This is a genomic window from Caulobacter sp. S45 (assembly GCF_009765965.1).
In the GTDB taxonomy this organism is placed as follows: Bacteria; Pseudomonadota; Alphaproteobacteria; order Caulobacterales; family Caulobacteraceae; genus CAHJWH01.
In genome coordinates this window covers 70,380-95,208 of sequence record NZ_LMUL01000007.1, presented here as the reverse complement: position 1 = coordinate 95,208, position 24,829 = coordinate 70,380, and the positions used below count along the sequence as shown (strand labels likewise).

20 protein-coding genes and 1 pseudogene are annotated in these 24,829 nt (G+C 64.9%); 14 read left to right on the top strand and 7 right to left on the bottom strand.

The features are described 5' to 3' along the window. Positions 1 to 352 (bottom strand): aldehyde dehydrogenase family protein (locus GSQ87_RS04205; protein WP_158913513.1); only part of this gene is annotated, 352 nt, incomplete at its 3' end. 409 nt (positions 353 to 761) lie between these two features. Continuing rightward, positions 762 to 2,000, bottom strand: a complete 1,239-nt coding sequence (locus tag GSQ87_RS04200) for a LysR substrate-binding domain-containing protein (RefSeq protein ID WP_158913511.1) — start codon at positions 1,998 to 2,000, stop codon at positions 762 to 764. A 114-nt stretch (positions 2,001 to 2,114) separates the two neighbouring features. Here GSQ87_RS04200 and GSQ87_RS04195 point away from each other — a divergent pair, with 114 nt between their 5' ends. The 7 genes from GSQ87_RS04195 to GSQ87_RS04165 all read left to right on the top strand — a co-directional run bounded on the left by GSQ87_RS04195 (position 2,115) and on the right by GSQ87_RS04165 (position 10,591). Then, the gene (locus GSQ87_RS04195) at positions 2,115 to 2,978 is read left to right on the top strand and encodes an amidohydrolase (protein WP_158913509.1); all 864 of its coding nucleotides are present in this window, start codon (positions 2,115 to 2,117) and stop codon (positions 2,976 to 2,978) included. Continuing rightward, the gene (locus GSQ87_RS04190) at positions 2,971 to 3,867 is read left to right on the top strand and encodes a hypothetical protein (protein ID WP_158913507.1); all 897 of its coding nucleotides are present in this window, start codon (positions 2,971 to 2,973) and stop codon (positions 3,865 to 3,867) included. Before GSQ87_RS04195 ends, GSQ87_RS04190 begins: the two co-directional genes overlap by 8 nt. 67 nt (positions 3,868 to 3,934) lie before the next feature. Then, a complete protein-coding gene (gene dctA / locus GSQ87_RS04185) occupies positions 3,935 to 5,239 on the top strand; it encodes a C4-dicarboxylate transporter DctA (RefSeq protein ID WP_254062739.1) in 1,305 nt (434 codons plus the stop codon). Between the two features lie 82 nt (positions 5,240 to 5,321). Beyond that, a complete protein-coding gene (locus tag GSQ87_RS04180) occupies positions 5,322 to 6,800 on the top strand; it encodes a carbohydrate porin (protein WP_158913505.1) in 1,479 nt (492 codons plus the stop codon). A 45-nt stretch (positions 6,801 to 6,845) separates the two neighbouring features. After that, entirely contained in the window at positions 6,846 to 7,535 is a 690-nt protein-coding gene (locus tag GSQ87_RS04175; protein ID WP_254062738.1) for a 4-carboxy-4-hydroxy-2-oxoadipate aldolase/oxaloacetate decarboxylase, read from the top strand. A gap of 4 nt (positions 7,536 to 7,539) precedes the next feature. Beyond that, positions 7,540 to 8,565, top strand: coding sequence for an amidohydrolase family protein (locus GSQ87_RS04170; RefSeq protein WP_158913501.1), 1,026 nt, complete (start codon positions 7,540 to 7,542; stop codon positions 8,563 to 8,565). A gap of 109 nt (positions 8,566 to 8,674) precedes the next feature. Continuing rightward, on the top strand, positions 8,675 to 10,591 hold the full coding sequence (locus GSQ87_RS04165; RefSeq protein ID WP_158913499.1) for a methyl-accepting chemotaxis protein: 1,917 nt from the start codon (positions 8,675 to 8,677) through the stop codon (positions 10,589 to 10,591). A gap of 109 nt (positions 10,592 to 10,700) precedes the next feature. Here GSQ87_RS04165 and GSQ87_RS04160 read toward each other — a convergent pair whose 3' ends face one another. After that, positions 10,701 to 11,609 (bottom strand): AraC family transcriptional regulator, encoded by a 909-nt coding sequence (locus GSQ87_RS04160; RefSeq protein WP_158913497.1) that lies wholly within the window; start codon positions 11,607 to 11,609, stop codon positions 10,701 to 10,703. An 89-nt stretch (positions 11,610 to 11,698) separates the two neighbouring features. Between GSQ87_RS04160 and GSQ87_RS04155 the strand changes: the two genes are divergently transcribed. Both GSQ87_RS04155 and GSQ87_RS04150 read left to right on the top strand, forming a co-directional pair. Further along, a complete protein-coding gene (locus GSQ87_RS04155) occupies positions 11,699 to 12,445 on the top strand; it encodes an SDR family oxidoreductase (RefSeq protein ID WP_158913495.1) in 747 nt (248 codons plus the stop codon). Positions 12,446 to 12,525: 80 nt separating this feature from the next. Then, positions 12,526 to 13,383 (top strand): SAM-dependent methyltransferase, encoded by an 858-nt coding sequence (locus GSQ87_RS04150; RefSeq protein ID WP_158913493.1) that lies wholly within the window; start codon positions 12,526 to 12,528, stop codon positions 13,381 to 13,383. A 67-nt stretch (positions 13,384 to 13,450) separates the two neighbouring features. Here the strand turns inward: GSQ87_RS04150 and GSQ87_RS04145 are convergent, their stop codons facing one another. After that, complete coding sequence (locus GSQ87_RS04145; RefSeq protein WP_158913491.1) at positions 13,451 to 13,693, bottom strand: helix-turn-helix transcriptional regulator; 243 nt, start codon at positions 13,691 to 13,693, stop codon at positions 13,451 to 13,453. Then, positions 13,693 to 14,313 carry a DUF2975 domain-containing protein gene (locus GSQ87_RS04140; protein ID WP_158913489.1) on the bottom strand — a complete coding sequence of 207 codons (621 nt, stop codon included), beginning with the start codon at positions 14,311 to 14,313 and terminating at the stop codon, positions 13,693 to 13,695. Before GSQ87_RS04140 ends, GSQ87_RS04145 begins: the two co-directional genes overlap by 1 nt. A 68-nt stretch (positions 14,314 to 14,381) precedes the next feature. On the opposite strand from GSQ87_RS04140, the gene GSQ87_RS04135 reads away from it, so the two are divergent. The 3 genes from GSQ87_RS04135 to GSQ87_RS04125 all read left to right on the top strand — a co-directional run bounded on the left by GSQ87_RS04135 (position 14,382) and on the right by GSQ87_RS04125 (position 18,516). Then, the gene (locus GSQ87_RS04135) at positions 14,382 to 15,725 is read left to right on the top strand and encodes a hypothetical protein (protein WP_158913487.1); all 1,344 of its coding nucleotides are present in this window, start codon (positions 14,382 to 14,384) and stop codon (positions 15,723 to 15,725) included. A gap of 157 nt (positions 15,726 to 15,882) precedes the next feature. Further along, positions 15,883 to 16,590, top strand: a complete 708-nt coding sequence (locus GSQ87_RS04130) for a GNAT family N-acetyltransferase (RefSeq protein ID WP_158913485.1) — start codon at positions 15,883 to 15,885, stop codon at positions 16,588 to 16,590. 237 nt (positions 16,591 to 16,827) lie between these two features. Next, on the top strand, positions 16,828 to 18,516 hold the full coding sequence (locus GSQ87_RS04125) for an MFS transporter (protein ID WP_158913483.1): 1,689 nt from the start codon (positions 16,828 to 16,830) through the stop codon (positions 18,514 to 18,516). Between the two features lie 302 nt (positions 18,517 to 18,818). On the opposite strand, the gene GSQ87_RS04120 is transcribed toward GSQ87_RS04125, so the two are convergent. Both GSQ87_RS04120 and GSQ87_RS23055 read right to left on the bottom strand, forming a co-directional pair. Then, positions 18,819 to 22,205 carry a S41 family peptidase gene (locus GSQ87_RS04120; RefSeq protein WP_158913481.1) on the bottom strand — a complete coding sequence of 1,129 codons (3,387 nt, stop codon included), beginning with the start codon at positions 22,203 to 22,205 and terminating at the stop codon, positions 18,819 to 18,821. Between the two features lie 304 nt (positions 22,206 to 22,509). Next, positions 22,510 to 22,602: pseudogene (locus GSQ87_RS23055) on the bottom strand (IS6 family transposase); the annotation flags it as partial. A gap of 525 nt (positions 22,603 to 23,127) precedes the next feature. On the opposite strand from GSQ87_RS23055, the gene GSQ87_RS04110 reads away from it, so the two are divergent. Both GSQ87_RS04110 and GSQ87_RS04105 read left to right on the top strand, forming a co-directional pair. Continuing rightward, on the top strand, positions 23,128 to 23,859 hold the full coding sequence (locus tag GSQ87_RS04110) for an alpha/beta fold hydrolase (RefSeq protein WP_158913479.1): 732 nt from the start codon (positions 23,128 to 23,130) through the stop codon (positions 23,857 to 23,859). Positions 23,860 to 24,306: 447 nt separating this feature from the next. Beyond that, positions 24,307 to 24,829 (top strand): TonB-dependent receptor plug domain-containing protein (locus GSQ87_RS04105; RefSeq protein ID WP_371416646.1); only part of this gene is annotated, 523 nt, incomplete at its 3' end.

The following is a 24,829-nucleotide window of genomic DNA, read 5'->3' as shown; positions in this document are numbered from 1 at the left end:
GCAGGTCCGCGGCGGTGGTTTCGCGGATGGGCTTGCCGTTGTCCCAGCTTTCCGCTTCCGCCAGCATGGACAGGTTGTCTTCCATGCGCTGGGCGATGGCGTTCAGGATCACGGCGCGCTCGGCCACGCTGGTCTTGCCCCAGGCGTCCTTGGCGGCGTGGGCGGCGTCCAGCGCCTTCTCCACGTCGGCGGCGTCCGAGCGGGCGATCTCGCAGAGGATTTCGCCGTTCACGGGCGAGGGGTTCTCGAAGTAGCGGCCGCCGGCCGGCGGCGTCCAAGCGCCTCCGATATAGTTGTCGTAGCGGGCTTTGAACTTGGGCTTTACGGTGCGGATGAAGGCGGGCTTCGTCATGGCGCTTGTCCTGTCTCGTTTCCTCCCGCGCCGCGTTTTCGCGGCGTCGTTGCCCCAAATATCTACCCCTATCGCCCGTTAGGCGAGGGGGCTCCGTCAGCCCAAATAGTCCAGCGGGTGCTTCGCCGTGGGGCCCTCCCCTCCACCACCACCCCTATCATGGCTCGGTTTCTCAAGCCCAAGCTCGGTCCTAGCCCGCTTCCGAAGGAAAATTGGTGCGGCTTACGATCTCTCGCGAGACGGGTTTGCAGCGAAAGGGCCTCCTGGCTGCTCCCTGCTTGCGCCCAAAGCCGTCGGGAAATCTCCGCCGGATACCTGACCTTCAGATCGCCGCAAGGCCGCCGCTCCTAGTCCGCCAAGGCTGGCGCACTGCATTTCAGCAGGTGTGGCCAAGTTTGAGCCCTATACGTTAATCTGAAAACCGCCCGTCAGATCCTGCAAACACCTTCGCCTGGTCCAGCAGGATAGTCATGAAACGTTTCTGGACTGCGGTTGGCAGCCATTCCGTGCGGTGCACGATCCCGACCGCACGTTTCGGCCAAGCCAAGGCCACGGGCAGCACTCTGACGTCCTGGGCCATCGCCCCCTCCCGGATCTGCGAGTGAGACAGAATGGTCAGGCAGGGGCTCTCGGCCAGGACCGCGCCCATCATTCCGAGCGAACTGGTCTCCATCACCACCCGCGGCCGCCGGGGAAGACGGGCGAACAGACTTTCCACGACGGACCGGCGCGGCGTGTCACGCCAAGGCACGACCCATGGATGGTCCGCCAAGTCCTCGTCGTTCAGTTCCGCTCTCCCGGCGAGGGGATGGTGCGCGCCGACGACCACGACATAGGGATCGGCGAACAGACGGCGCTGGCGCACGTCCGGCCCAGGCCGGCGAGGCCTAAGTGCGCCCAAGATCAGGTCGATCTCGCCGTTCTGTAGGCTACGGACCAGAAACGCGTGCGCGCCCTCCTCTAATGAAATGGCCACCTGGGGATGGGTGCGCAGCAACTCGCCGACCGCGCGCGCCAGCACTGCCTTGGGCATCAGCGGCAGGCAGCCGATGGACAGTCGCCCGTCCGCTGCGCCCTGGGCGATGGCGAGCTCGTCCAGCCCCTGATCGACCTCCAGCAGGGCCAGCCGCAGGTCGGAGGCCAGCTTCAGCCCGGCGGGTCCGGCTGCGATTCCGTGAAGCTGACGCTGGTACAGCGCGACCCCCAGCGCGGCCTCCAGGCTGCGTGCGGCCCGCTGCAGGGTGGGCTCGGCGATGTCCAGGGCGGCCGCGGCGGCGCGGAAGGAGCCAGCGTCCGCAATGGCCAGGTGGCAGCGCACCTGAGCGTCGCTCAGGTTGCGGGTGCGCGCGGCGTGGCGACCGGTTGGCGCCGCGAGGATGGCCAGGCTGGCCTCAATCCGATGCAGCATCCGCTCGGCGCGGCGGTGCAGAATGCGCCCAGCCGCGGTGGGCGAGCTTCCGCCGGCTCCGCGTTCCAGCAACAACTCTCCCACCTCGTCCTCCAGCTTGGACAGGGCGTGAGTGGCGGCGGGCTGGGACAGGCCTACAGCGTTAGCCGCAGCCCCGATGGAGCCCAACCGTACAGCCGCCTCGAAGATCACCAAGCGGCGCAAGGTTGGACGGTTCGCGGGGGTGGCGATACGGATCATGGCGGGAACTTAGCAAAAATATATGGGGACGCACGATCTCTGAATGATTGTTCCGCCAGAACTGCGGCTAGGTTCGAGACAAGTCCGAATGGACGCGTAGTCGCGGGGAGGATCATGATCGAAATTTTCGATACCCATACTCACGTTATATCATCGGACCCTGTGCGCTATCCCGTCGCACCGGTCGGCGGCCATCAATCCTCTTGGTCAATCGCGCGCCCAGTGAGCCATCCCGAACTAATTCGGGCCATGGACGCGGCTGGTGTCGCCAAGGCGGTTGTCGTGCAGGCCTCCACCGTCTACGGGCACGACAACATCTATGTGGTCGAGGCCGTGAAGGCCCACCCGGATCGATTCGTCGGCGTCTATTCGATCGACGCCCTCGCGCCCGACGCGGTGGAAAAGATCGCCTACTGGCAGGACCAGGGCCTGTTCGGGTTTCGCCTGTTCACTACGGGCACTACCCTGCCCGGCCAGCAAGACTGGCTGGGAGACGAGGCGTCTTTCCCAGCCTGGGCCTACGCCGAGGCGAACGGCATCCCGGTGTGTCTGCAGATGACCATGGACGGCCTGCCCAAGCTGCGCATGTTGCTGGAGCGGTTCCCCAAGGTGCGGGTGCTGCTAGATCACCTCGCCCGCGTCGATCCTTCGGATGGACCGCCCTACGCCGCCGCCGCCGCCCTGTTCGACATGGCCGCCTATCCCGGCGTGTTCCTGAAGCTGACCAATCGCACCCTGGCCATGGCTGCGACCGGCGCCTCCACTTCAGTGGACTTCGTGTCCAAGGTCTTGGCGACGTTCGGGGCCAGCCGGATCGCCTGGGGATCCAACTTCCCCGCTGCAGAAGAGCCCCTCCCCGAGCTGCTGGCCGAGGCCAAGGCGGCGCTGGCCGGCCTGCCCGAGACCGACCAACGCATGATCTTCTCTGGCACGGCGGCCCAGATCTATCCCGGCTTGAAGGGCATGGTCCATGCCTGATCAGGTCGTCTTCAGCTCGGTGCTGTCCAACTATCCGCACACCGAGGCGCTGAAGTCGGGCGCGCTGAGCAGTCCCGAGGTTCAGCTGGCGTTCGAGGAGGTCGAGCCGGTGCACAAGGCCTTCGCGCCCATGGTGCGTCGCGAGGCCTACGACCTGTGCGAGATGGCGGTGGTCACCGCCCTGCAGGCCATCGCCTACGACCGGCCAGTGGTGCTGCTACCGGCGGTCGTGGCCTCGCGTTTCCAGCGCGGCTGTATCATCGGCTATGCCCCGCGCGGGCCGCTTAAGGCGGAAGACCTCGCGGACAAACGGATCGGGGTGCGGGCCTATACCCAGACCACCGGCATGTGGGTGCGCTCCCACCTCGCGGAGGACTACGGCCTGCCGATCGAGCGGATGAACTGGTTCACCCAGGACCCTGCCCATGTGGAGCAGTTCGGGGATCCCGCCTGCGTGACTCACGCACCAGACAAGTCGCTGCCGGACATGCTGCGCGACGACGACGTGGACGCCGCCATCCTGGGCAACGACCTGCCCAAGGGCGAGGCGTTCGCGCCGCTCTATCCCGACGCCATCGCCCGCGACCGGGCCTGGTGGGAGAAGCACCGCTTCATGCCGATCAACCACATGGTGGTGGTCAGCCGGAAGGCGGCGCGCGCGCACCCTGAAGCGGTTCGTGCCGCCTACCGGCTGATGGCCGAGGCCGAAGCCGCGGTGCGGCCGCCCTCTGGCGAACCGAGCAAGACACTGTTCGGGCTCGACGCCCTGCGCAGGCCGCTGGAGACCACCATCGAGACCTGCGCACGCCAGCTGCTGCTGCCCCGCAAGCTCACCGTCGACGAAGTGCTGGGCGAGGCCGCCGAGCTGCTCGGAGATGAGGGACGTTAGACCAAGCATACAGGACGCCCGGCCAACGGGCGCGACGATAGTAAAGCCACCAGGGAGGGTGGAGACCTTGACCCAGCATACCGCAGTCATGAGCGCCCATCCGGCGCGCCGGCCATTCTACCGCGACCTGTCCATCCAGGTGTTGGTGGCCATGGCTTGCGGCGTTGCGCTGGGTGTGTTCGCGCCCAATGTTGGCCAGACGCTCAAGCCCTTGGGCGACGCCTTCATCCGCCTGATCCAGATGGTGGTCGGCCCGATCATCTTCTGCACCGTCGTGCACGGGATCGCGACCGTCCGCGATCTGGGCAAGGTCGGGCGGATCGCGATCAAGGCGCTGATCTATTTCGAGGTGGTGACCTCCGTCGCGCTGGTGATCGGGCTGGTGACAGCTAACCTGCTGCATCCCGGCGTCGGCATGCACGTGGATCCCGCAGCTCTGAAGAGCGCGATCCCGGGCGCCGACCCTGAGGGGACCAAGCGCCTGACCGATGTCGGCGACTTCCTGCTGAACCTGATCCCCAACACCGCGGTCGGCGGCTTCGCCAAGGGCGACATCCTACAGATCCTGCTGTTCTCGGTGCTGTTCGGCTGCGGGCTGGCCACGGTGGGCGACAAGGCCCAGCCGGTGCTGGACGTGGTGGACGGCGTGACCAAGGCGCTGTTCTGGGTCATCGGCCTGGTGATGAAGCTGGCCCCGCTGGCCTCCTTCGGCGCCATGGCCTTCACCGTGGCCAAGTTCGGACTGGCCTCATTAGTGTCGCTGGGCGCGTTGATCGGCGAATTCTACCTGACCTGCTTGCTGTTCTTCCTGCTCGTGCTGGCGCCCATCTCCGCCTATGCGGGCTTCAACCTGCTCAAGCTGATGGGTTACATCCGCGAGGAACTGCTGCTGGTGCTGGGCACCAGTTCGTCGGAAAGCGTCTTCCCGCAGCTCACCGCCAAGCTGGGCCGACTGGGTGTGCAGGACCAGGTGGTGGGGCTCGTCCTGCCCACCGCCTACAGCTTCAACCACGACGGCACCTGCCTCTATTGGGCCGCCGCCGTCGTTTTCCTGGGCCAGGCCACCGGGGTGCATATGGACTGGCGCGAACAGGTCGCCCTGCTCGGCATACTGCTGCTGACATCCAAGGGCGGGGCGGGGGTTTCCGGCTCGGCCATCGCCGTGCTGGCCATGACGCTGGCGGCCACCAAGGCCATCCCGGTGGGCTCGATCGCCCTGATCCTGGGGGTGCACCGGGTGCTGTCGGCGGCCTTCGTCTTCACCAACATAGCCGGCAACTGCGTCGCCACTCTGGTGGTCGCCAAGTGGGAGGATGCGGTCGACCGCCGCCGCCTACAGGCCGAACTCGACGCCGGCTTTCACCCAGCATGAGTAGGCGCGTCCAGTGAAACCGACCTGACCTAACGCAACGACCCGCCGGCGGAAGAACCGGCGATTTCAGAGGGGAGAAAACATGACTACCATCCTGTGGGGGCGCACCGCGTCCTCGCTGACGCTGGTGCTTTGCCTTGCGGGCGCCGCCGAAGCTCAGACCGCCCAAACCAATCAAGCGCCGGCGAACAGCCAGCCCTATTACGGACCCGCCTCACCGAACGCCAACGGCGCACCGGTGGGTCCTCGCGTGGCCGACGCCCTGGCTCAGCCTGGCGGTGAAGATCGGGGACCCGCCGGCCCCTTCAAGCCCGTTTCCGACTACCTGGGCAATTACGGCGTCAGCCTGCGCGGGGTGCTGATCGACCAGTACGCCAACAACCCCGTCGGCGGTGTGCACCAGGGCAACGACAACGTCGGCCAGCTCAACTTCGGCTTCGACGTCGACCTGGACAAGGCCGTGGGCATCCCCGGCGGCTCGTTCCACGCCACCATCTACCGCGACTACGGTTTCAGCCTGGCCAAGGACACCACCGGCACCCTGGTCAAGCAGCAGAACATCTACAAGAACGCCTTCCCGCAGTTGCACATGGGCCTGTTCGCCTACGAGCAGAAGCTCCTGAACGACAAGCTGGACATCATCGTCGGCCGGGTGGGCACCACCGCCTACTACGCCCACCTGATCCCGGCTTGCGACTTTCAGAGCGGCGCGACCTGCGGAGTGCCGACGATCCTGAACTCGGAATCCGGCTTTGGCCTGCTGCCCTCCGCCACCTGGGGGATGAACGTCACCTACCACTTCACTCACGAGGTCTACTTCTCCACCGGCGCCTTCGAGGTGAACCCCTTCATCCAGCACACCAATGGCTGGGACTGGTCCACCAAGTTCGCAACCGGCTTCACCACACCGTTCGAACTGGTGTGGGCGCGGCCGAGCCTGAAAACGGAGGCCTATCCGTTCGAGCTAAAGTTCGGCGGCTACGTCAGCACGGCGCCGCATGCCGACCCGCTCTACAATACCAAGGGCCAGTCGCTGGGAACCTTCGGCGGCACGGCCTTGAATGATTCCACCCGTGACGGCCTCTACCTCATGGGCGATCGGGTCGTGTGGCGACCCAACCGCGCCAGCAACGAAAACCTCAACCTGTTCTTCGGAAGCATCGTGCCGCTCGAGGACGAGGAGACCCTGCGCCAGCAAGAATTTGCCGGAGCGGTGCTTACCGGCGCCATCCCGGGTCGTCCTTACGACACCATCGGCGTGATGGGATCTTATATGCAGATCTCCCCGCGTGAGCTGGAGTTCCTGGATGAGTCCCGCGTCAAGGCTGGCGGCAACGGTCGGAACAGCCCGGACGAAGGAGTGTTCGAGGTGAACTACGGCATCCAGGTGATGCCGTACATGGTCTTGACTCCCAACTTCCAATACATCGCCAATCCCGACAACTCCGGCTTCGCAAAAATCAACTTCGTGCCCAAGAACATCGTGGTGATCGGGCTGTCCCTCACCATGGGTGTCAGCAAGATCTTGGGCTTCGCCGGCATCGGTTCAGGCGGGGACTGAGCATGGACTTATGCAAGTAACGGTCGAAAACTTAGGAGACCTATGATGGGTGGCGTTGTGATCACGGGATGTCCGCGCACGCCGGCGGATGTGGTGGCCCGCTTCGACGGGATCGGAGTGGCCACCGTCCACGAGGCTCGGGGGCGCACCGGTCTGCTCGCCGCCTACATGCGGCCGATCTATCCCGGTGCGCGGGCGGTGGGAAGCGCGGTGACCGTCAGCCTCGCCCCGGCGGACAATTGGATGATCCACGTGGCGGTGGAGCAGTGCGCCGAGGGCGACGTACTGGTGGTCGTTCCCACCTCGCCCTGCGACACCGGCTATTTCGGCGAGCTGCTCGCCACTTCGTTGGCGTCGCGCGGTGTGCGCGGCTTGGTGATCGAAGCAGGCTGCCGCGACGTGAAAGAACTGAGTGCAATGCGCTTCCCGGTTTGGTCGCGCGCGGTCAGCGCCCAGGGCACGGTGAAGGAGACGGTGGGCTCGGTGAACATACCCGTGGTCTGCGCCGGCCAGCTTATCCACCCTGGCGACCTGATCGTGGCCGACGACGACGGCGTCGTGGTCGTCCCTCGGCTCGCCGCCACTCAGGTTGCGATCAAGAGTGAGGAGCGGGAGGCCAAGGAGGCCAAGACCCGCGCGCGGCTGAAGGCTGGGGAGCTGGGCCTGGACATCTATTCCATGCGCGAAGGCCTCGCCGCCAAGGGCCTAGTCTACCGGACCTACGAGGGAGAGTGAGGCCATGGGCCTGATCATCGACTGTCACGGCCACTACACCACCGCGCCGGAGGCCCACAACGTCTGGCGTGAGGCCCAGAAGGCGGCGTTCAAGGCCGGCGAGGCGCCGCCGTCCTATCCCGAGATTCCCGACACGGAGGTCAGGAGCTCCATCGAACGCAACCAGCTCCGCCTGATCCACGAGCGGGGCCTGGACGTAACCGTCTTCTCGCCTCGCGCCTCGGCCATGGCCCACCATGTCGGCGACGCCGAGGTCAGCCTGGCCTGGTCGCGCGCCAACAACGACCTGATCGCACGGGTAGTGCGGCTGTTCCCCTCGAGCTTCGCGGGCGTCTGCATGCTGCCCCAGTCGCCGGGGACCGGCCTGGAGACTTCGATTGCCGAACTGGAACGGTGCGTGAGCGAGCTCGGCTTTATCGGCTGCAACCTGAACCCAGATCCCGGCGGCGGCCACTTCGACGCCCCGGCGCTCACTGACCGCTATTGGTATCCCCTCTACGAGAAGATGGTCGAGCTGGACGTGCCGGCCATGATCCACGTCTCGGGCAGCTGCAATCCGGGCCTGCACGCCACCGGTGGCTTCTACATCGCCGCCGACACTATCGCCTTCATGCAGCTGCTGGAGGGCGACCTGTTCAAGGACTTCCCCACCCTGCGGTTCATCATCCCACACGGCGGGGGGGCCGTCCCCTATCACTGGGGCCGCTACCGGGGGCTGGCCGACATGCTGAAGCAACCGGACATCGAAACCCACCTGATGAACAACGTCTTCTTCGACACTTGCGTCTACCACCAGCCGGGCATCGACCTGCTGGCCGACGTCATCGCCAACAAGAACATCCTGTTCGGTTCGGAGATGATCGGGGCGGTGCGCGGGATCGACCCGCAGACCGGACACTACTTCGACGACACCAGGCGCTATATCGACGCGCTGGAGATCAGCAAGGCCGAACGTAACGCGATCTTCGAAGGCAATGCGCGGCGCGTCTTCCCACGCCTCGACGCCCTACTTACGGCCCAGGGGCGCTGAGCCGGGACGCCTTATGACACTCTCGCTGACGGCTGCACTGTACCTTGCGAGACCAGATACGCCCGGTCCAGCCAACTGATATTGCAACGAATATTTGGGGACGCGAGCTGTGAAACCTTCGAACCTTTCTATCGGGAGAAAGCTTGTCGCAAGTTTCGCTGCGATTATTTTCACCTTCATCATCGCGTCCGCAATTACCGGCGCGCGCTTCCGGAACGTCCACGGGGCCGTCGAAACAAGTCAGAAAAGCTATCGAATGCTTCAGTACAGCCAGAGCCTCGTGCTTGCGCTTGTCGATCAGCAGGATGCTCTTCGCGGATACGTCGCCGACACCACCCCCCTTTTTGTAAAAAACTATAATAATTACAATAAAGATTATGAAAACAATCTTCGCAAGTTAAAGGCGGAAATATATTCTCGGGATCAACAGCACCTCCTGGATCAGATCGTCTCTTTTGCAACGACTTTCCATCGACAAGCGGATCGCTCATTCGCGCTCGCACGGGACCCCGCCCAGATCGGCGAGCTTCGCCGCTCTATAGTCAACGCTGCGCGACTCCTTGAATTAAAAAAGGTCACCGAGCAGTTCGATGCTCGGGAAAACGGACTGCTCATTGAACGCGCGCGCGCCGAGAACAACTCGTTTGGGATGGGCATGGCGGCGCTCTGGACCGGCGCGTTTTCCGCGGTTGCGATCGCGCTGGGCGCGGGCTTTTGCCTGTTCGGTCTGATCGCCAAGCCGATTGTCGGCATGACAGCCGCGATGCGCCAGCTGGCCGCAGGCGACAACACCGTGGCGGTGCCGGCCATGGGTCGTTTGGATGAGGTAGGCCAAATGGCCGAAGCGGTGGAGGCGTTCAAACAGGCGGCGATCGAGAAGGTCCAGTTAGAAGGGCAGAGCGGCGAGCACCGTCGTCAGGCCGAGGCTGAGCGCGCCCGCAACGAGGCCGACAAGGCCCAAGCCGCCCATCGCCAGACCGTGGCCATGGAAGACCTGGCCCAGGGCCTTGAGAAGCTGTCGGCGGGCGACCTGGTGTTTCGCCTGTCCACCCCCTTCTCGGCCGAATACGAAAAGCTGCGAGCCGATTTTAACGCCGCCATGGACAAGCTGCAGCAGGCCATGGGCGTGGTCGCCGCCAACACTTCGGCCATCCGCTCGGGCGCGGGCGAGATCTCGTCGGCTGCCGACGACCTGTCTCGCCGTACCGAACAGCAGGCCGCCAGCCTGGAGCAGACGGCCGCCGCCCTCGACGAGATCACCGCCACAGTAAGGAAGACGGCCGAAGGCGCGCTGCATACCCGAGATGTGGTGGGCGAGACCAAGGCCGACGCGGAGAAGTCCGGCGAGGTGGTGCGTGAAGCGGTTGCGGCCATGAGCGGGATTGAGCAGTCATCCAAGCAGATCGGCCAGATCATCGGCGTCATTGATGAGATCGCCTTTCAGACCAACCTATTGGCCCTGAACGCCGGGGTGGAAGCCGCTCGGGCGGGGGACGCCGGGCGTGGCTTCGCGGTGGTGGCGTCGGAGGTGCGGGCCCTTGCCCAGCGCTCAGCGGAGGCGGCCAAAGAGATCAAGGCCCTGATCGCGACTTCAACCCACCACGTGTTCTCGGGCGTCAAACTTGGGGGCGAGACCGGCGAGGCTCTGGAGCGCATAGTGGTCCAGGTCGCCGAGATCAACATCGTAGTGGCCGAGATCGCCGCCAGCGCCCAGGAACAGGCCGCGGGACTTGCCGAGGTGAACACCGCGATCAATCAGATGGACCAAGTGACCCAACAGAACGCCGCCATGGTGGAGCAGTCCACTGCAGCCACGCACAGCTTGACTCGGGAGACCGAGGCCTTGGCCCGACTGATCGGCCAGTTCCACACCGGAGCCGAGTCCGAGCTGGTGCGGAAGGACCTCGTCCAGCCCCGTCCCCCTGCGCCGACGCCGCGCGCACCTGCCTCGGCCATGAAGGCCACGGGGCGTGGCGGCGCGGCGCGCAAACCAGGTGCTTCCGAGGACGGGTGGGAGGGGTTCTAGACTTGGCCCGTACCAGCCCGTGGCAAGTTTCGGGACGAAGCGACCGCTCGACGCCCATAGCGGTCGCGGCTTTCCTCCTGCAATCGGCTTCTGGACCGATTCATCTCGTTCATCTCGATCCCGTTCTCTGCTCGCGGGCGTAGAGGATCGGCGGGGTGCCGACGTGCCGGCCGAAGGCGACGCTGAAGGTGCTTGCCGAGCTGTAGCCTACGCGGGCGGCGACCTGGGCCACGCTCGCTCCTTCCCGACGCAGCAGGTCCTTGGCCTGGGCCATGCGCCAGCCCAGCAAGTATTCTATCGGCGCGACGCCCACCTCACGCCTGAACCGCTCGAAAAAGGTCGACCGCGAGAGCCCCGCCTCCCTCGCCAGTTCGGCCACGGTCCAGGCCTGGGTTGGACGCTCATGGATCTGGCGCAGCGCGACGGCGAGGCGGGGGTCGGCGAGGCCGCGCAGGAGGCCTGGGGGCGCCACAGGCCCGGCGGTGGAGCGGATCGCCTCGATAAGCAGGACATCGAGCAGACGAGCCAGGATCGTCTCGCGTCCGGGGCGGTCGCCGCGGGTCTCCTCGTTCACCAGCTCGACCAGGGTGATCAGCCGCCTGTGCCCGCGCACATGGACGAGTTGCGGGAGCAGCGACACCAGCAGGTTGGCGTCGTCCGAGCCACACACACAGTGACCCACGAGCATGCGCACACTAGGCGGCGCGTCGGGGTCGCCGAGCCGGAACACACCAGGGCTAGTCTCGACGTGCTGGGTCTGGACGCCAGGCGGCGGCGGCTCGAGACTCGAGGTGACGGAATCGCACGATGCGGGCACGAGGGCGAAATCGCCCCGTTCGAGCGTGATCGGCTCCCGCCCGTCGGTCGACAGGCGCAATGAACCGTCGAGCACCGCGCAGTAGAAGGGCCCTCCCCCCTCGGAGCGCCGCACGGTCCAAGGGCCGCCTGCGACGACCAGTTTTGAGAATGAGGCGCTCGGCTGGAGCAACTCGACGATCTGGGTGAGTGGATCGGACACTTTCGGACTTTCGCAAATGCGATCTGGACTTTCTCTCGTAGCTGGTCCGCCCGCGCTCGCCTACCTGTCACTCCACAATAGGAGCTCACATGAACACGATCCTCATCACCGGGTGCTCGTCCGGCTTTGGCCTTGAGACGGCGCGCTACTTCCTCGACCGCGACTGGACCGTCATCGCCACCATGCGCACGCTGCGCGAGCACGTCCTGCCCCGCTCCGATCGGCTTCGGATCCTGCCGCTGGACGTCACCGACGCAGACAGCATCGAGCGCGCCGTGCACGCGGCCGGGCCAATCGACGTCCTGGTCAACAATGCGGGCGTCGGCCTGCTGAACGCGCTGGAAGGCGTTTCCATGGACCAGGTCCGTGAGGTGTTCGAGACCAACACCCTTGGGACCATCGCCATGACCCGGGCGGTGCTGCCGCAGTTCAGGACGCGGCGTTCCGGTGTGGTGGTCAACGTGACCTCGACCGTGACGCTGCGGCCGCTGCACCTGCTCTCGGTCTACACGGCCAGCAAGGCCGCGGTGAACGCCTTCACCGAGTCGCTGGCGCTGGAACTGGAGCCGTTCGGCGTGCGCGCGCGGGTGGTTCTGCCCGGCCGTTCGCCCGAGACCGCGTTCGGCGACAACGCCCGCACCCGCATGGGAATGGATATACCCGAGGCCTACGGCGCCATGGCGGCTCAGGTCTTCGCGCGCTTTCAACAGTCGACGGAGGAGGTCACGCATGCGCTGGATGTGGCGGAAGCGGTGTGGCGGGCGGCGACCGATCCATCCTGCCCGATACGCCTCCCCGCAGGGGCGGACGCGGTGGCGTGGGCCAAGGCAGGCTGATCGCGCCAGTCCTAATCGACATCCGAGGCGTCGGTGCAAAGGGATAGCTTCCATTCGGAATGCAAGGCTAAGCTGCCCACATGCTTGAGAGCGAACCTAGTCGGACAGCCTTTGCAGCCGCTTCCTATCGGGCAGCGCACCAGGTCTTTGAGCAGGGCCGCTTTTTCAAGGACCCGGTCGCCCTGAAAATTCTCGGCGTTGATCCCAAGACCATTCGCCAAGATCAGGAATTTCACGAAGCGCGGCGCGGGATCAGGTTCTTCGTGGTCGCGCGGGCGAACATCGCTGAAAGTGCGCTGAAGACCGCCGTCGACGAACGTGAGGTGGGCCAATTGGTCGTGCTGGGCGCAGGGCTCGACACCTTCGCCTACCGCAATCCTTTCGGCGAGCGGTTGAGGGTCTTCGAGGTCGACCATCCCGCGACCCAGGCATGGAAGCGACGTCGACTCAGCGAGGCTGGTGTCACCGTACCTGGAAACGTGACCTATGCGCCCATGGACTTCGAGCGCGACAACCTATCCGAACGGCTCTCGCTGGCCGGACTCGCCCCAAATGTTCGCACCTTTTTCACCTGGCTCGGCGTCGTGCCCTACATGACGTCGCAGGCCGTTGCCTTGACCCTATCGCAAATCGCCGCGCATCCCGCCGGAGCGGAAGTGGCTTTCGACTACACAGAGGCGCGTGAAAACATCGATCCCGCCCTTCGCCCTCAATATGAAGAGCGGGCTGCGCGGGTCGCTGCCGCCGGCGAACCCTTCCTCAGCTATTTCGCTCCCGCCGAGTTGCACGATCAGCTTCGTGAGTTCGGCTTCCGGCGGATCAAAGACTTCGACATTCCGTCGATGCTCGCCCACCTTTTAGGGCAAGCAACCCCATCAACGGCCGCAAGCCGTCAGGCCGGCGGTCACGTCTTACTGGCCAGCACCATACTTCGTTAGCGCGTTGGGACTACGGCAAGCCTCCCGTCTCGAGGAAACCTGGAGCAGGCCCCTTCAAAAGAAGCGCTCAGCCCGCCTCGGCGACGGTAGGCTTCCCCTCACCCGCGCTCTGCTCGAACTCTAAGATGTCGCCGGGCTGGCAGTCGAGATAATCGCAGATCGCCTCCAGGGTGGAGAAGCGCAGCCCCTTCACCTTGCCTGATTTCAGCAGTGAGAGGTTCGCCTCGGTTATCCCAACAGCTTCGGCGAGCGCCTTGGAGCGTACCTTGCGCTTGGCCAGCATGACGTCGAGGCGGACGATGATGGGCATCAGACAAACCCCCGACCGTCTTCCTCGATCTCACGCCCGAGCGTCATCACGGCGGCGATGACGAAGAGCAGCAGACCGAGCACCACCTCCTGAACGCTACCCAGGTGCGCCCAACGCCGGTCCACTTCTAGGCCCGTTGCGACGAGCGCGAGGTGGCAAAGGAAGGGTAGCAGGCCGTCGGCCACAAGCCATGCGCCGGTGTCGCGTAGCCGCCGCGTGTTGGCCGGCTGGAACACCGCACCTCGGCTATAGAGGCGGAACAGCGCCGCCTGGTTCAGGAGGATGGCGAGCTTGGGGGCCTCCCGGACGACGGCGACCAAGGCGTAGACGATCTTCTCCCGCAGCGGCAGGGCGCCCAGCGCCGTGTAGCCCGCAGGCATGTGGCCAGACGTGGCGAACCAACCGCCCTGCGGCCCAAGCCCGACCATGCCGCCCCGATACAGGAACATCGCTGCCAACACCGTCGCGATCAGAACGGTGAACAGAATCGCCAGGACCAGAAAACCGAGACACAGCACGCGACTGAAGGCTCGCACGCGCGCGGAGAGGCTGGGCTGGGAACGTGGGTCCCGCCGCACGGGGAAGAGCGCGAGCACGTTTGACAAGGAGTCGATCCGCAAAAATTAATTGCCGCAAAACAATAATTAATTCAACTTCAGCGTAGCCCTTCTCAGCCTTCGAGGCCAGCATGACCGTCGCCACACGCCTGCGCGTGAGAACCCTGCCGCTCGCCCTAGCCCTTGGAACGGCGACCTTAGCCAGCTGTGTGGTTCCACCGCCCACGCCCGATATGCGCCAAGCGAGCCGAGCGACGCCGACGTCCTCCGGTCCCGTCCCGTTCCAACTCGACGATAACCGGGTCTTCGTGCCGGTGACGCTGATCTCCTCCGACGGGCGGGAGCGGCGGACGCTCGCTTTCATGAACATGGGCTTCGCCGGGCCCGCACTCTCCAACGCCCTCTATCGCGATCTCGGCGTCAGCGAAGAGCGTCCGCTCCGGATGCGGATAGGCCGGACGGAGATCGCCATCGACCCACGCACGGTGCAGCCAGAGAGCGAGGTGCTGGATTTTCAACTGCACCTCACGCCCCGGCACGGCCCAACCACGCCCCACGAGCAGGCTGCCTACGCCGCCAAGAAGGCGCAAGGGCCGGGCGGGCTGATGAAGGCGGTGGTCGGACCGCTGCCGGTGGAGGCGGTCCTGCCCGCGGGCCTGTTGACGCCCTACCGGGTGACGCTCGACTATGGCGCGCGCATCCTCAGCCTCGATCCGCCCGGCGGCCCGACGCCGGATGGGACACCTGTTCCAATGCGCGTGAACCCTGCAACAGGCTTCGCAACGGTGGACGCAACTATCGGCGGCGAGCGCCGGGCATTGGTGATCGACGACGGCGGGAGCTTCAGCGCACTTCGGCTCGGTCTTGCCCATTCGATTGCGCGGCGCCACCGGGACTGGCTGAGAAGCGACGACGGGATTGGCGAAGCTAACCTGTCGCTGGGAGACAGCGACGTCGGCGCGCCCGTGCTCCGCGCGTCCGACGCCCGGCTCGGTCCACTGACGCTCGCGCCGTTTGACCTCGTCGGTTTCGGCGTACCCGGCCTGGTGGGCGCAATCGCCACCCCGGCCTTCTGGAACTACTACTCGAAAAAGGCTGGCGAGCGGGTGGACGGCTGGCTCGCCGGCAATGTGCTGAAGTCGTTCCGGCTCACGCTCGATTACCCAAATCGCATGAGCTGGTGGCGTCGGGAAGCGCCTCTAGACACAGGTGAGTTGGACCAGGTGGGCCTAGTGCTGGAGCGCGGCGGTCGGACCGTGACGGTCGCCGGGATCGCGCGCAGGAACGGCCGGCCGACGGTGGTCGGCGTTCTGCCACGCGACCGACTGATCAGCGTGGATGGGCGCGCCGTGGACGGCCTCACCCGAGGTCAGCTCCTCGCCACCCTGCACGGCCAGCCGGGAGACACGCGCGACCTTATCCTCAACCGCCAGGGCGAGCGGATTGAGACCGGAGTGAAAGTGACCGCTTTCTAGTCGGCCAACTCAGCTGTCGCCGATTGGTAGGCAAAACGTCCGGGCAACCATCCTCCCCCGCAGGCCTCGGATGACTCGCGGCCGAAGATTATTCCCAGCGAATTGCTTACCGAGTTTAGGCTGGAAGCGGGGTTCAGAATTCGCCACAAGCGTCGCCATGGACGTCCACCCCCTCGATCGGCCGATCTGGAACGCCTTGAACACCGGCTGGCGCCATCTGGCCCAGGGCGAAGGACGCGCCCTTAGACTGGACCCGACGTACGGGCCTTTCGCGGCCTGCGTTGACGACTCTCCGGAAAGCCTCGCGGCCCTCGCGGCGCTCGATCCCGGCGAGACCGGCCTCTACATGGTGGAGACCGAGACGTTTCCAGCGCCATCGACCATGGCGGCCAAGCCCGCGTTGTGCGTGCAGATGGTTGCGGAACACGCTCTGACCGAGCCGCCCAGCTTCGACTACATCCCGCTTGCTGAAGCAGATGGAGCGGAGATGCTGGCGCTCGCCACCCTGACCCGGCCGGGTCCCTTCTCCATCTGCACCCACAGGTTCGGCGGGTTCATCGGGGTTAGACGCAAGGGGCGGCTGGTGGCGATGGCCGGAACGCGGATACGCGTGCCGGGCTTCGCCGAGGTCAGCGGAGTGTGCACCCATCCAGACCATCGCGGCCAGGGCTACGCCGGCGGACTGATGCGCGAGGCGATGGTGCGTATACTGGAGTGCGGTGAGACGCCGTTCCTCCACGCTTACGCCAGCAATACTGGTGCGATCCGGCTCTATGAGAGCTTGGGGTTCACAATCCGCCGCGAGATCGTGCTGACGGTGCTGACCGAGAGCTCGGGCCCCGATAATGTCCTAGGCGGACTTTAGCGCGCGTTCGGAAACCGGACGCTAGCTGGGGCTGAAGCGCCCTAGATGGCGTTCCTCTCTATCCTTGCAATTTGCGCTTAGATACGGAGCGACGAGAAGTGCGCGTCAAGCGCGTCCTGCGCCCCAGTCCTGGCCACTGATACGATGTCCGGTCCGGCGCCCGTGCCGGAGAAAAACCTCAGATCGAGCAGCCCTAGTGGCCAGCACAGCCTGTAGGTGTGGCGTGAGGAAATCCGGTTGGCGGGCCCGTTCACCCGAAAACCTGCCTCCTGCGGCTACAGCGACGAAGACCGAACGGTCGCGCAACAAGCCAACGGGTGCGCCTTCGGTATCGACATGCATTCACGCGATCTGCTGAAGGCGGGTTTGTCGGTGGACAAATTCGTTCTCGTTAAGGCCTGGAGCGACGCGGACGGCTTGTTCAGCACCCGGGGACGGGTCGCACTCACCTGGGCCGAGACAGTGACGCGAGTGGCCGAAACCGGCGTTCCCGATGCCGACTACGCGAGCGCCGCGGCCTACCGCAATAGCGAGGGGATCGGCCGACCGCTCCGAGACGTTGACTTCCTCGGAGGAAGCATGACGGCTTATGACGCGACCCAAAAGCTCCGCGTGGCCGAGATTCGAGGTGTCCCCGCAGGGGACACTCCCAATCAGGCTGGCAAGGCGAAGCTTGCACTCCTTGCGCTTTTCTTCTTTTCGGCGGACCAGACCGGAATCGGGCCGTTCTTCAGCGTCTATCTGATCCAGCACGGTTGGAAAACCGGAATGCTCGGCACAGTTATGACGATCGGCGGCTTGACCGGTCTCGCCATGGCCATACCGGCTGGCGTCGTGGTGGACCGCACCACCCGCAAACGCAGCTATGTCATCATCGCCTGCGCCACAGCTGTGATTGGCTCGCTTATGGTCTGGGCGTCGCAGAGTGTGGCGATGGTGGTGTCCTCCCAGATCATTGGCGCCGTCGGCGGCGCAGCAATCGGCCCAGCCATGCTGGCGCTGACACTGGGCGTGGTGGGCCAGAAGGGGTTCAGCAAATATTTCGGCCGCAACCAGGCGTTCAATCACGCGGGCAACTTGGGGGGGGCGGCGGTTTCGGGCTTTCTGGGCTGGAAGTTCGGCTTCACCGCCGTCTTCATCATGGGCGCTATACTGGGAACGACTTCGATTCTGTGCACCCTGGCCGTTCCCCGCGCGGCCGTCGACGATCACGCGGCGCGAGGCTTGCGCAAGGACGGAAACGGAGCCGGAAGGATCAAGGGTTTCGCAGAGGTGCTGAAGTCGCGGCCCCTGCTGCTGTTGGCGGCTTGCGTGACGCTCTGGAGCCTTGGCAATGGCGCCATGCTGCCGCTCTACGGCCTGTCGGTGGTGCAGGCCAATAAGGTGAATCCGGCCTTGTTCACCGCCCTAGTTGTGATGGTCGCCCAGGCGGTCATGGTGCTCTCGGCCATCACCGCCTCGAGGCTGATCCGCATTCGAGGCTATTGGATCGTGTTGACCATCAGCTTCGCGGCCCTGCCGCTTCGGGGCCTGTTGGCCGCGACCCTGACGCAGACCTGGGGCGTGCTGCCGGTGCAGGCGCTGGATGGCCTCGGGGCCGGGATGCTAGGCGTTGGAGCAGCGGGCTTGGCGACGCGGATGCTGGATGGCACCGGGAGGGTCAACGCCGGTCAGGGCGCGCTCGGCGCCGTCTCGGGGATCGGCGGCGCAATGAGCCCCGCGCTTGGTGGCTGGCTGGTGCAGGCGTTTGGCTATCCCGTCGCCTTCATCACGCTGGGGTCGCTGTCGCTCGGCGCCCTAACGTTATGGATCATGTTCCGCAGGACTGTCGTAGAGGCCTGCCGCCGCCCTCCGGAACTTTGCTCGGACCCGAGCGAAGCCTCGCTTTACCGATCTGATCGTGGATCGCCTTGCGAGACAACCTGATGCCTCGGGCGCGAAAAACCTCATCCCGAGCGGACACATGAAGTTCATTGCTGTCCGCGAGCGTCCCGTCGATGTCGAAGAGAGCCGCCTTGATCGACGTCAGGCTAAGGGGCGTTCGCGAAGGTCCGGAAGCTGGGCCTACGCAGATGTCCGCAATGGGCGCGATCTCGCCGAGTGCTTGAGATACGTCAGTCCAACGCGACTTCGTTGAGGGCGGCGCGATGTTGACGCTGGCGGGCGCCAAGGCTCTCGCTGAACCCGACAGGCTTTCCGAGCGAAGTTCCATTCAAGCCGCGGCCGTTTCAGGACTGTGGCTTGACCATTCCGCTCGCCGGATAAGGCGGAAGCAACGACGGCGGCGGTGGTAGGCCCGCCGGTTTGCTGGCGATGGTCTTGACCATCAAGTCGACGGCCGTCTCGAGCTGCACATCGCGCCCGGCCAGAAGATCGGCGGGCATGTTCTCCACCTCGATATCGGGGTCCACCCCGTGGTTCTCCACCGCCCAGGTGCTGTCCAGGTTGTAGTCCGCCTCCTCCGGAATGGTGATGTAGCCGCCGTCCATCAGCTTCCAGTTGCCACGGATACCGCGTACGCCGCCCCAGGACCGCGTGCCCACCAGCTTGCCCAGGCCATATTGCTTGAACAGGTAGGGGAAGATGTCGCCATCCGAGGCCGACCAGTGGTTCAGCAGCGCCACCTTGGGTCCGTTGACCAGGTCCTGCGGCTCGGTCGCGACGGCGCGCTCGCGGTTCACGTTCAGCGACGCCAGCACCCGGCGCAGCCGCTCCAGGGCGTAGGGTGCGATGAAGCCGCCGCCATTCCAGCGGTCGTCCATGATCAGGGCCTGCTTGTTCATCTGCGAATAGAACTGGCGCATGAACTGCTGCAAGCCGAGTTGCTCCATGTCGGACATGTAGACATAGCCGACACGCCCGCCCGAAAGCCGATCCACCGTCTCGCGGTTGTGAGCGATCTGGGCGGCTTCGTGCAGGCTGAGCTCGCTCTTCACCGGACGCACCAGGATGTGTCGGCGCGCGCCGCCCGGGCTGTCGGCGACGGTCAGGTCGACGGGGGTGTCCGCGTCGGTGGTCTGCAGCAGCGCATCCGGATCGCCCGGCGCCCGAAGTTCCACGCCGTTGACGGCCAGCACATAGTCGCCAGCCTTCACCTGCAGCCCCGGCTGCGCGAGAGGGCTACGGTAATCGTCGCGCGTGTTGTCGCCAGGATAGATCCTCGCCAGCCGATAGCGACCGGAAGCCTGGTCCAGCGCCCAGTCGACGCCGAGCAGGGCCGGCTCGACCTTGGGCGTGCTGTCGCCGTCGTCGCCGCCGCCGACATAGGTGTGGGAGTTGCCGATCTCGCCCTGCATCTGGCCGATCAGCCAGTTCAGGTCCTCGCGCGAGCCGAGCTGGGGGAGCAGGCGCGCGTAGCGCTCGTGCACCGCCGGCCAGTCCTGGCCGTTCATCACCGTGGAAAAGAACATGTCGCGTGGCAGCCGCCAGGCGTTGTCGAACATCTCCGCCCATTCGGCCTTGGGATCGACCAGCAGGCGCATGTGGTCGAGGTCGAGCTTGTGGGTATTGTCGGCGTCCTTGGCGGCGTCGGCCTTGGTGTCCAGGACGGTGTAGTCCTTGTCGTGCTTGATGAGCACCCGCTCGCCGTCGAACGACAGGGCGTAGCTGTCGACGTCCTGGGAGACGACATTGTCCTTGCGCGTCTTCAGGTCATAGAAGTGCAGGGCCGACTTCTCGCCCTTCAGCGCCCCGTCGATCAGGCCGATGGGCTGAGTCAAGTAGTAGACGCGGTCCTTGCGGGCGTCGATCTGGGCGATGTTGGCCGGGTCGATAGGCAGGGCCACGGCGCGGTCCATCAGACCGTCGAGGTCGACATGGATGGGCGCGATGGGGCCGGGGTGGTCGGGCGTCTTGGGTCTGCCGTCCTTGTGCGCCTTGTCGCCTTCGCCGCCCTCATCGGAGGGCTTGACGTCCGGCGCCGGACCGCTGTCGGCCTCGTCCGAGCGAGGAGCTACGGGCGAGACGTCCGTGCGGGCCAGCGGGATGGCGTAGATTCCCGTCGACTTCAGCATGGCGAAGTCGAACTCATGGTCCGAGGGCACGGGGTTCTCATGCCGGCTGGAGGTGAAGAACAGGTACTTGCCGTCCGGCGACCAGACCGGGTTGGAGTCGGCGGCCTCGCCCGGACCCAGCCGGGTCGTGCGTCCGCTGGCGATTTCGAACAGGTAGAGGTCGCGCCGCCGCGCGGTGGCCGCCATGCTGAAGGCCAGCCAGCGGCCGTCCGGCGAGAAGGCCTGGTCGTGGATCTCCTGCTGCTTGTCCTGCGCCACTTGGCGCGGCTCGCCCCCATCCACGCCCACCAGCCACAGCCGGTGCTCCCCGTCGCCGAAGCTCAGACTGCGTCCGTCTGGCGAGAAGATCGGGCCGTAGAAATAGCCGGTCTTGAAGTGGGTCAGCACCTTTTCCGGGCCGCCTTCGGCCGGGCGCACGGCCACCTGCTGGCCGCCGCCGACGTCGGTGGTGTAGGCGACCCAGCGCCCGTCCGGCGACCAGGCGGGATGGTCCTCGTCCACGCCCGGCGTGCCGGTCAGGTCGCGGCTGGCGCCGTGCTCGGTCGGCACGCTGAAGATGTCGCCGCGGGCCGAGAACAGGGTGCGCCGGCCGTTGGGCGCCAGGGCGAAGTCGACCTGGCCGGAGGGGTCGCTGTCGCGCACCTCGTCCTTGACCGTCTCGACGTGCGTACGGGTGCGCGGGTTGTCGTCAGGTATGGCGACCGGAACCTCGTGGGACTGCTCGCTCGGCAGGTCCAGCGCATACAGCTTGCCGCCCTGCTGGAAGGCGATGGCGTTGTCGCCGAGCGCGGGGAAGTCGATGTCGTAGTCGGTGAAATGGGTGACTTCGCGCGCCTGCTTGGTATCCTGGTCGTAGACCCAGATGTTGGCGCGACGATTGACGTCCTGATCCGACAGATAGTAGATCTTGCGGCCGTACCACATGGGCGAGGTATTGGTGCCCGACCAGTTTGTGATTTGGTTGAGCTGGTGGGTGTCGAAGTCGTAGGTGAACACCTGCTGCGCCAACCCGCCATTGTAGCGCTTCCAGGTGCGGAAGTTCCGGAAGATGCGGTTGTAGGCGATGGTGTGTCCGTCGGGGGCGAAGGTGGCCAACCCGACCGCGCTGTCGATCGGCATGGCCTTGGGCGCGCCGCCCTCGACCGGGACCTCGTACATCTCCTGGATCCAGCTGTTCCACTGGTTGCGTTTGGTCAGGTAGACGACGTTCTTGGAGTCAGGCGTCCAGGTGACGACCATGTTGTCCGGGCCGTGGCGGCCTCCGGTCCCAGCCTCCACCGTGGGATGGTAGGTCAGCCGCCGCGCTGCGCCGCCCGCCGCCGGGATCACCCACACGTCGGTGCCCGCTCGGCTGGCCTCGGTGTAGGCGATCCAGCGTCCGTCCGGCGAGACTCGAGGAAACATGTCCTGCCCGGCGGCGCTGGTCAGCCGTACCGCGGTCCCGCCCGCCTTGGGTACTGTCCAGATATTGCCATCCGCCACAAAAACGATCCGGCCGTCGTAGGCCTGGGGAAAGCGCGGCAGGGCCGCGTGAGCGGCCTGGGCGACAATCACGGGCGAGACCGACATCAGCAACGCGGAGATCAAGCGGGCGAGCTTCATATGGACCCCTGAGGCGTCGTTTCTGTGATCGAAAAGCGCCGGCCACGACCGACTGCGACCCCACGGCCATACGCCAGATGAGCCGATCCCGGCGAGTTACAACTTCTACACCTTGGCCGATCGCCCATAGCGCCTTCGGCTGCCGTCTTGAGCGTTGCTCGAGAACCCGCCAGCCGCGTCCGAAGTTGGGGATTTGGAGAATTCGTCTGGATTACCCGAGCCGCCATGGAAGCCGGCCCGTGCACGGGAAGCACGGAGCTTCAAGCGTCCGGAATCTGACAGGAAGCGCATGTCCGCTAATCCACCAATAGCGCACCGTCTCGTAGCTGACGTCGATCCCCCGCTCCGCCAGCAGGTCCTCGATGTTGCGCAGCGATAACGGGTAGCAAACATACATCTTCCACCAGCCGGATCCCGCCGGCGAGCTGTTGAAGTAGCGGAATGGGTTGGGGTTCATGGCCGCCCCTCTAACCGCCCGGCCCCCTACCAATCGGTTAGTCTGACAAGGCCCCTCGGCGAGCGCTCATTGAACGTTTGCCGGCTGAAGCGGAACACCCCCACTGACGGCTGACGCAACCGCGACGAAGGGGGTCTCGACATGCTGCCTCGACGTTGCGACCGGTGGATTAGATCAGCTGCGAAGGCCTGTTCCAAGTGCGTGTCTGGCTGGTGGATGAGGCTGGCCACGGTCCCGAGCATCGGCCCTCTTGCGGCCCCATCGACCGAGAAGCGTCTGGTCGTGGCGGGGACGGCGATCCGCGTGAGCGCGGCGGGCGCCTCCCTACAGCTTCGGTTTCGGCTGTCATCTGCGGCCGTCGGAATAGCCATTTTCTTATCTAGCGGGTGCACTAAGACGCAGCCGGATACGCGATCTGCTCCGGCCGCAGGGGCGCCGCCACAGCTAACCCTGAAACAGGCTCATATGGGCGACCGCCAATTGGCGTTTTACCTCGTTTCCGGGCGCGCGCCGGCTATTCTATTCGAAGCCGGCGGCGGTATGGACTCGTCTGCCTGGTCTAAAGTTATTGGGCCGATTTATAGAGCTACCGGTTCGGAACTGATACTTTATGATAGGGCGGGAGAAGGGAGAAGTGATGAAGATCGGCGCGCATATAAACTTCAAAACTCCCTTGACGACTTAAAATCTGGCCTTGATCAAATCGGCGCGCCCCGGAGATTCATATTTGTTGGGCATTCTTTTGGCGGACAGATAGGAGCCGGATTCGTAACCGAGAACCGGGATCGATTTATCAGCGCCGTGCTCGTGGACGCCAACATCCCATCCTTCTTCACCCCCGAGGCAATCGACACGATGGCGGCGACATTTCCAAAAAACCCGGACATGAGTTCAAAATCAGCCAGGACGGTGGCGGCAATGATGAAGGCTTTTCCGGATATGCAGGCCGAGTTTTATGCCATGTGCTGGCCGAAGAACCTACCTATAACAACCATCATGTCGGAACACTCTTCGCTCCCGTCAGCTCGTCAAAAGAAGCATCTGATCGAAGCCTACAAAGAATTTGTGGCCGAGGCTTCCAACCGGACATTAGTTCTGGCGAAAGGAAGTTCGCACTTTGTCATGCGCGACCGGCCAGATGTTGTCGAGGCGGCTGTTATCGATTCCGTCAAGAACGCGCGAGAGGATCATCGATAAATGTCATGAAGGCGCTTGGGGCTGCCCTGACGGCAATGCCATCAGGGGACGAAGATCACCGCCAGCACTTCCACGACTATTCATCTAACGAGACGTACATTTTTCACAGCCGAAAAATTCGTGCGGGCATTTTGTCAGACCAAACCGGTGAGCTGTTGAGGTAGCGGAAAAGGCTGCGGTTCGTGACCGCCCTCTAGCCGCCCGCCCCCCACCAATCCCGTTAGTCTGACAATGCCTCAGCGCCTGCCCCGATAGGTTGGTCACTTGGTTCAGCGTGTTTTAACTCGCCGCCTGGGTCTCCGCCATCGTCGCGAATATGTAAGAAACTCTTCGCGAAACGATCATCGAAAGCGCGTCCCCACCGACCGCTGCGGCCACTCCTCCGAAATGTGGCGCCTGGGCATGGCCCAAGCCGCCATGGGATTTCGACATCAGGGGGCGCTGCAGATGTTTAAATGGTATTGGCTGACGACCACGGCGATCGGCGCGGGTCTGCTTTCGGCTGCCGCGTCGCCGGCCATGGCGCAGGACGCCCAGGCTAAGACGAGCGACTCGGTGAGCGAGGTGGTGGTCACAGGGTATCGCCAGAGCATCGAGCAAGCCCAGGATCTGAAACGCAAGGCGGTTGGGTCCGAGGACGTGATCCTCGCCCAGGATATCGCCGACTTTCCCGACCTGAACCTGGCGGAGTCCCTGCAGCGGATTCCAGGCGTCACTATCAACCGCGACTCTGGCGAAGGCCGTCAGATCACCCTGCGCGGCCTGGGCCCAGACTTCACCCGCACCGATTTGAACGGCATGGAAGTGCTCGGCAACACCGCGTCCGGCATGGACAACCGCGGCGGCGTCAGCCGGACCCGCGCCTTCGACTACAGCCTGTTCGCCTCGGAACTGTTCGACAAGGTGGTGGTCCAGAAGTCCTATTCGGCGGACCAGGACGAAGGCAGCATCGGCGGCACCGTGCAGCTCT

Bases quoted from the DNA above. Each gene is read 5' to 3' on its own strand.
- GSQ87_RS04200 (WP_158913511.1), bottom strand. From the start codon at position 2,000: ATGATCCGTATCGCCACCCCCGCGAACCGTCCAACCTTGCGCCGCTTG.
- GSQ87_RS04195 (WP_158913509.1), top strand. From the start codon at position 2,115: ATGATCGAAATTTTCGATACCCATACTCACGTTATATCATCGGACCCT.
- GSQ87_RS04190 (WP_158913507.1), top strand. From the start codon at position 2,971: ATGCCTGATCAGGTCGTCTTCAGCTCGGTGCTGTCCAACTATCCGCAC.
- GSQ87_RS04180 (WP_158913505.1), top strand. From the start codon at position 5,322: ATGACTACCATCCTGTGGGGGCGCACCGCGTCCTCGCTGACGCTGGTG.
- GSQ87_RS04175 (WP_254062738.1), top strand. From the start codon at position 6,846: ATGGGTGGCGTTGTGATCACGGGATGTCCGCGCACGCCGGCGGATGTG.
- GSQ87_RS04170 (WP_158913501.1), top strand. From the start codon at position 7,540: ATGGGCCTGATCATCGACTGTCACGGCCACTACACCACCGCGCCGGAG.
- GSQ87_RS04155 (WP_158913495.1), top strand. From the start codon at position 11,699: ATGAACACGATCCTCATCACCGGGTGCTCGTCCGGCTTTGGCCTTGAG.
- GSQ87_RS04150 (WP_158913493.1), top strand. From the start codon at position 12,526: ATGCTTGAGAGCGAACCTAGTCGGACAGCCTTTGCAGCCGCTTCCTAT.
- GSQ87_RS04145 (WP_158913491.1), bottom strand. From the start codon at position 13,693: ATGCCCATCATCGTCCGCCTCGACGTCATGCTGGCCAAGCGCAAGGTA.
- GSQ87_RS04135 (WP_158913487.1), top strand. From the start codon at position 14,382: ATGACCGTCGCCACACGCCTGCGCGTGAGAACCCTGCCGCTCGCCCTA.
- GSQ87_RS04130 (WP_158913485.1), top strand. From the start codon at position 15,883: ATGGACGTCCACCCCCTCGATCGGCCGATCTGGAACGCCTTGAACACC.
- GSQ87_RS04120 (WP_158913481.1), bottom strand. From the start codon at position 22,205: ATGAAGCTCGCCCGCTTGATCTCCGCGTTGCTGATGTCGGTCTCGCCC.
- GSQ87_RS04110 (WP_158913479.1), top strand. From the start codon at position 23,128: ATGGGCGACCGCCAATTGGCGTTTTACCTCGTTTCCGGGCGCGCGCCG.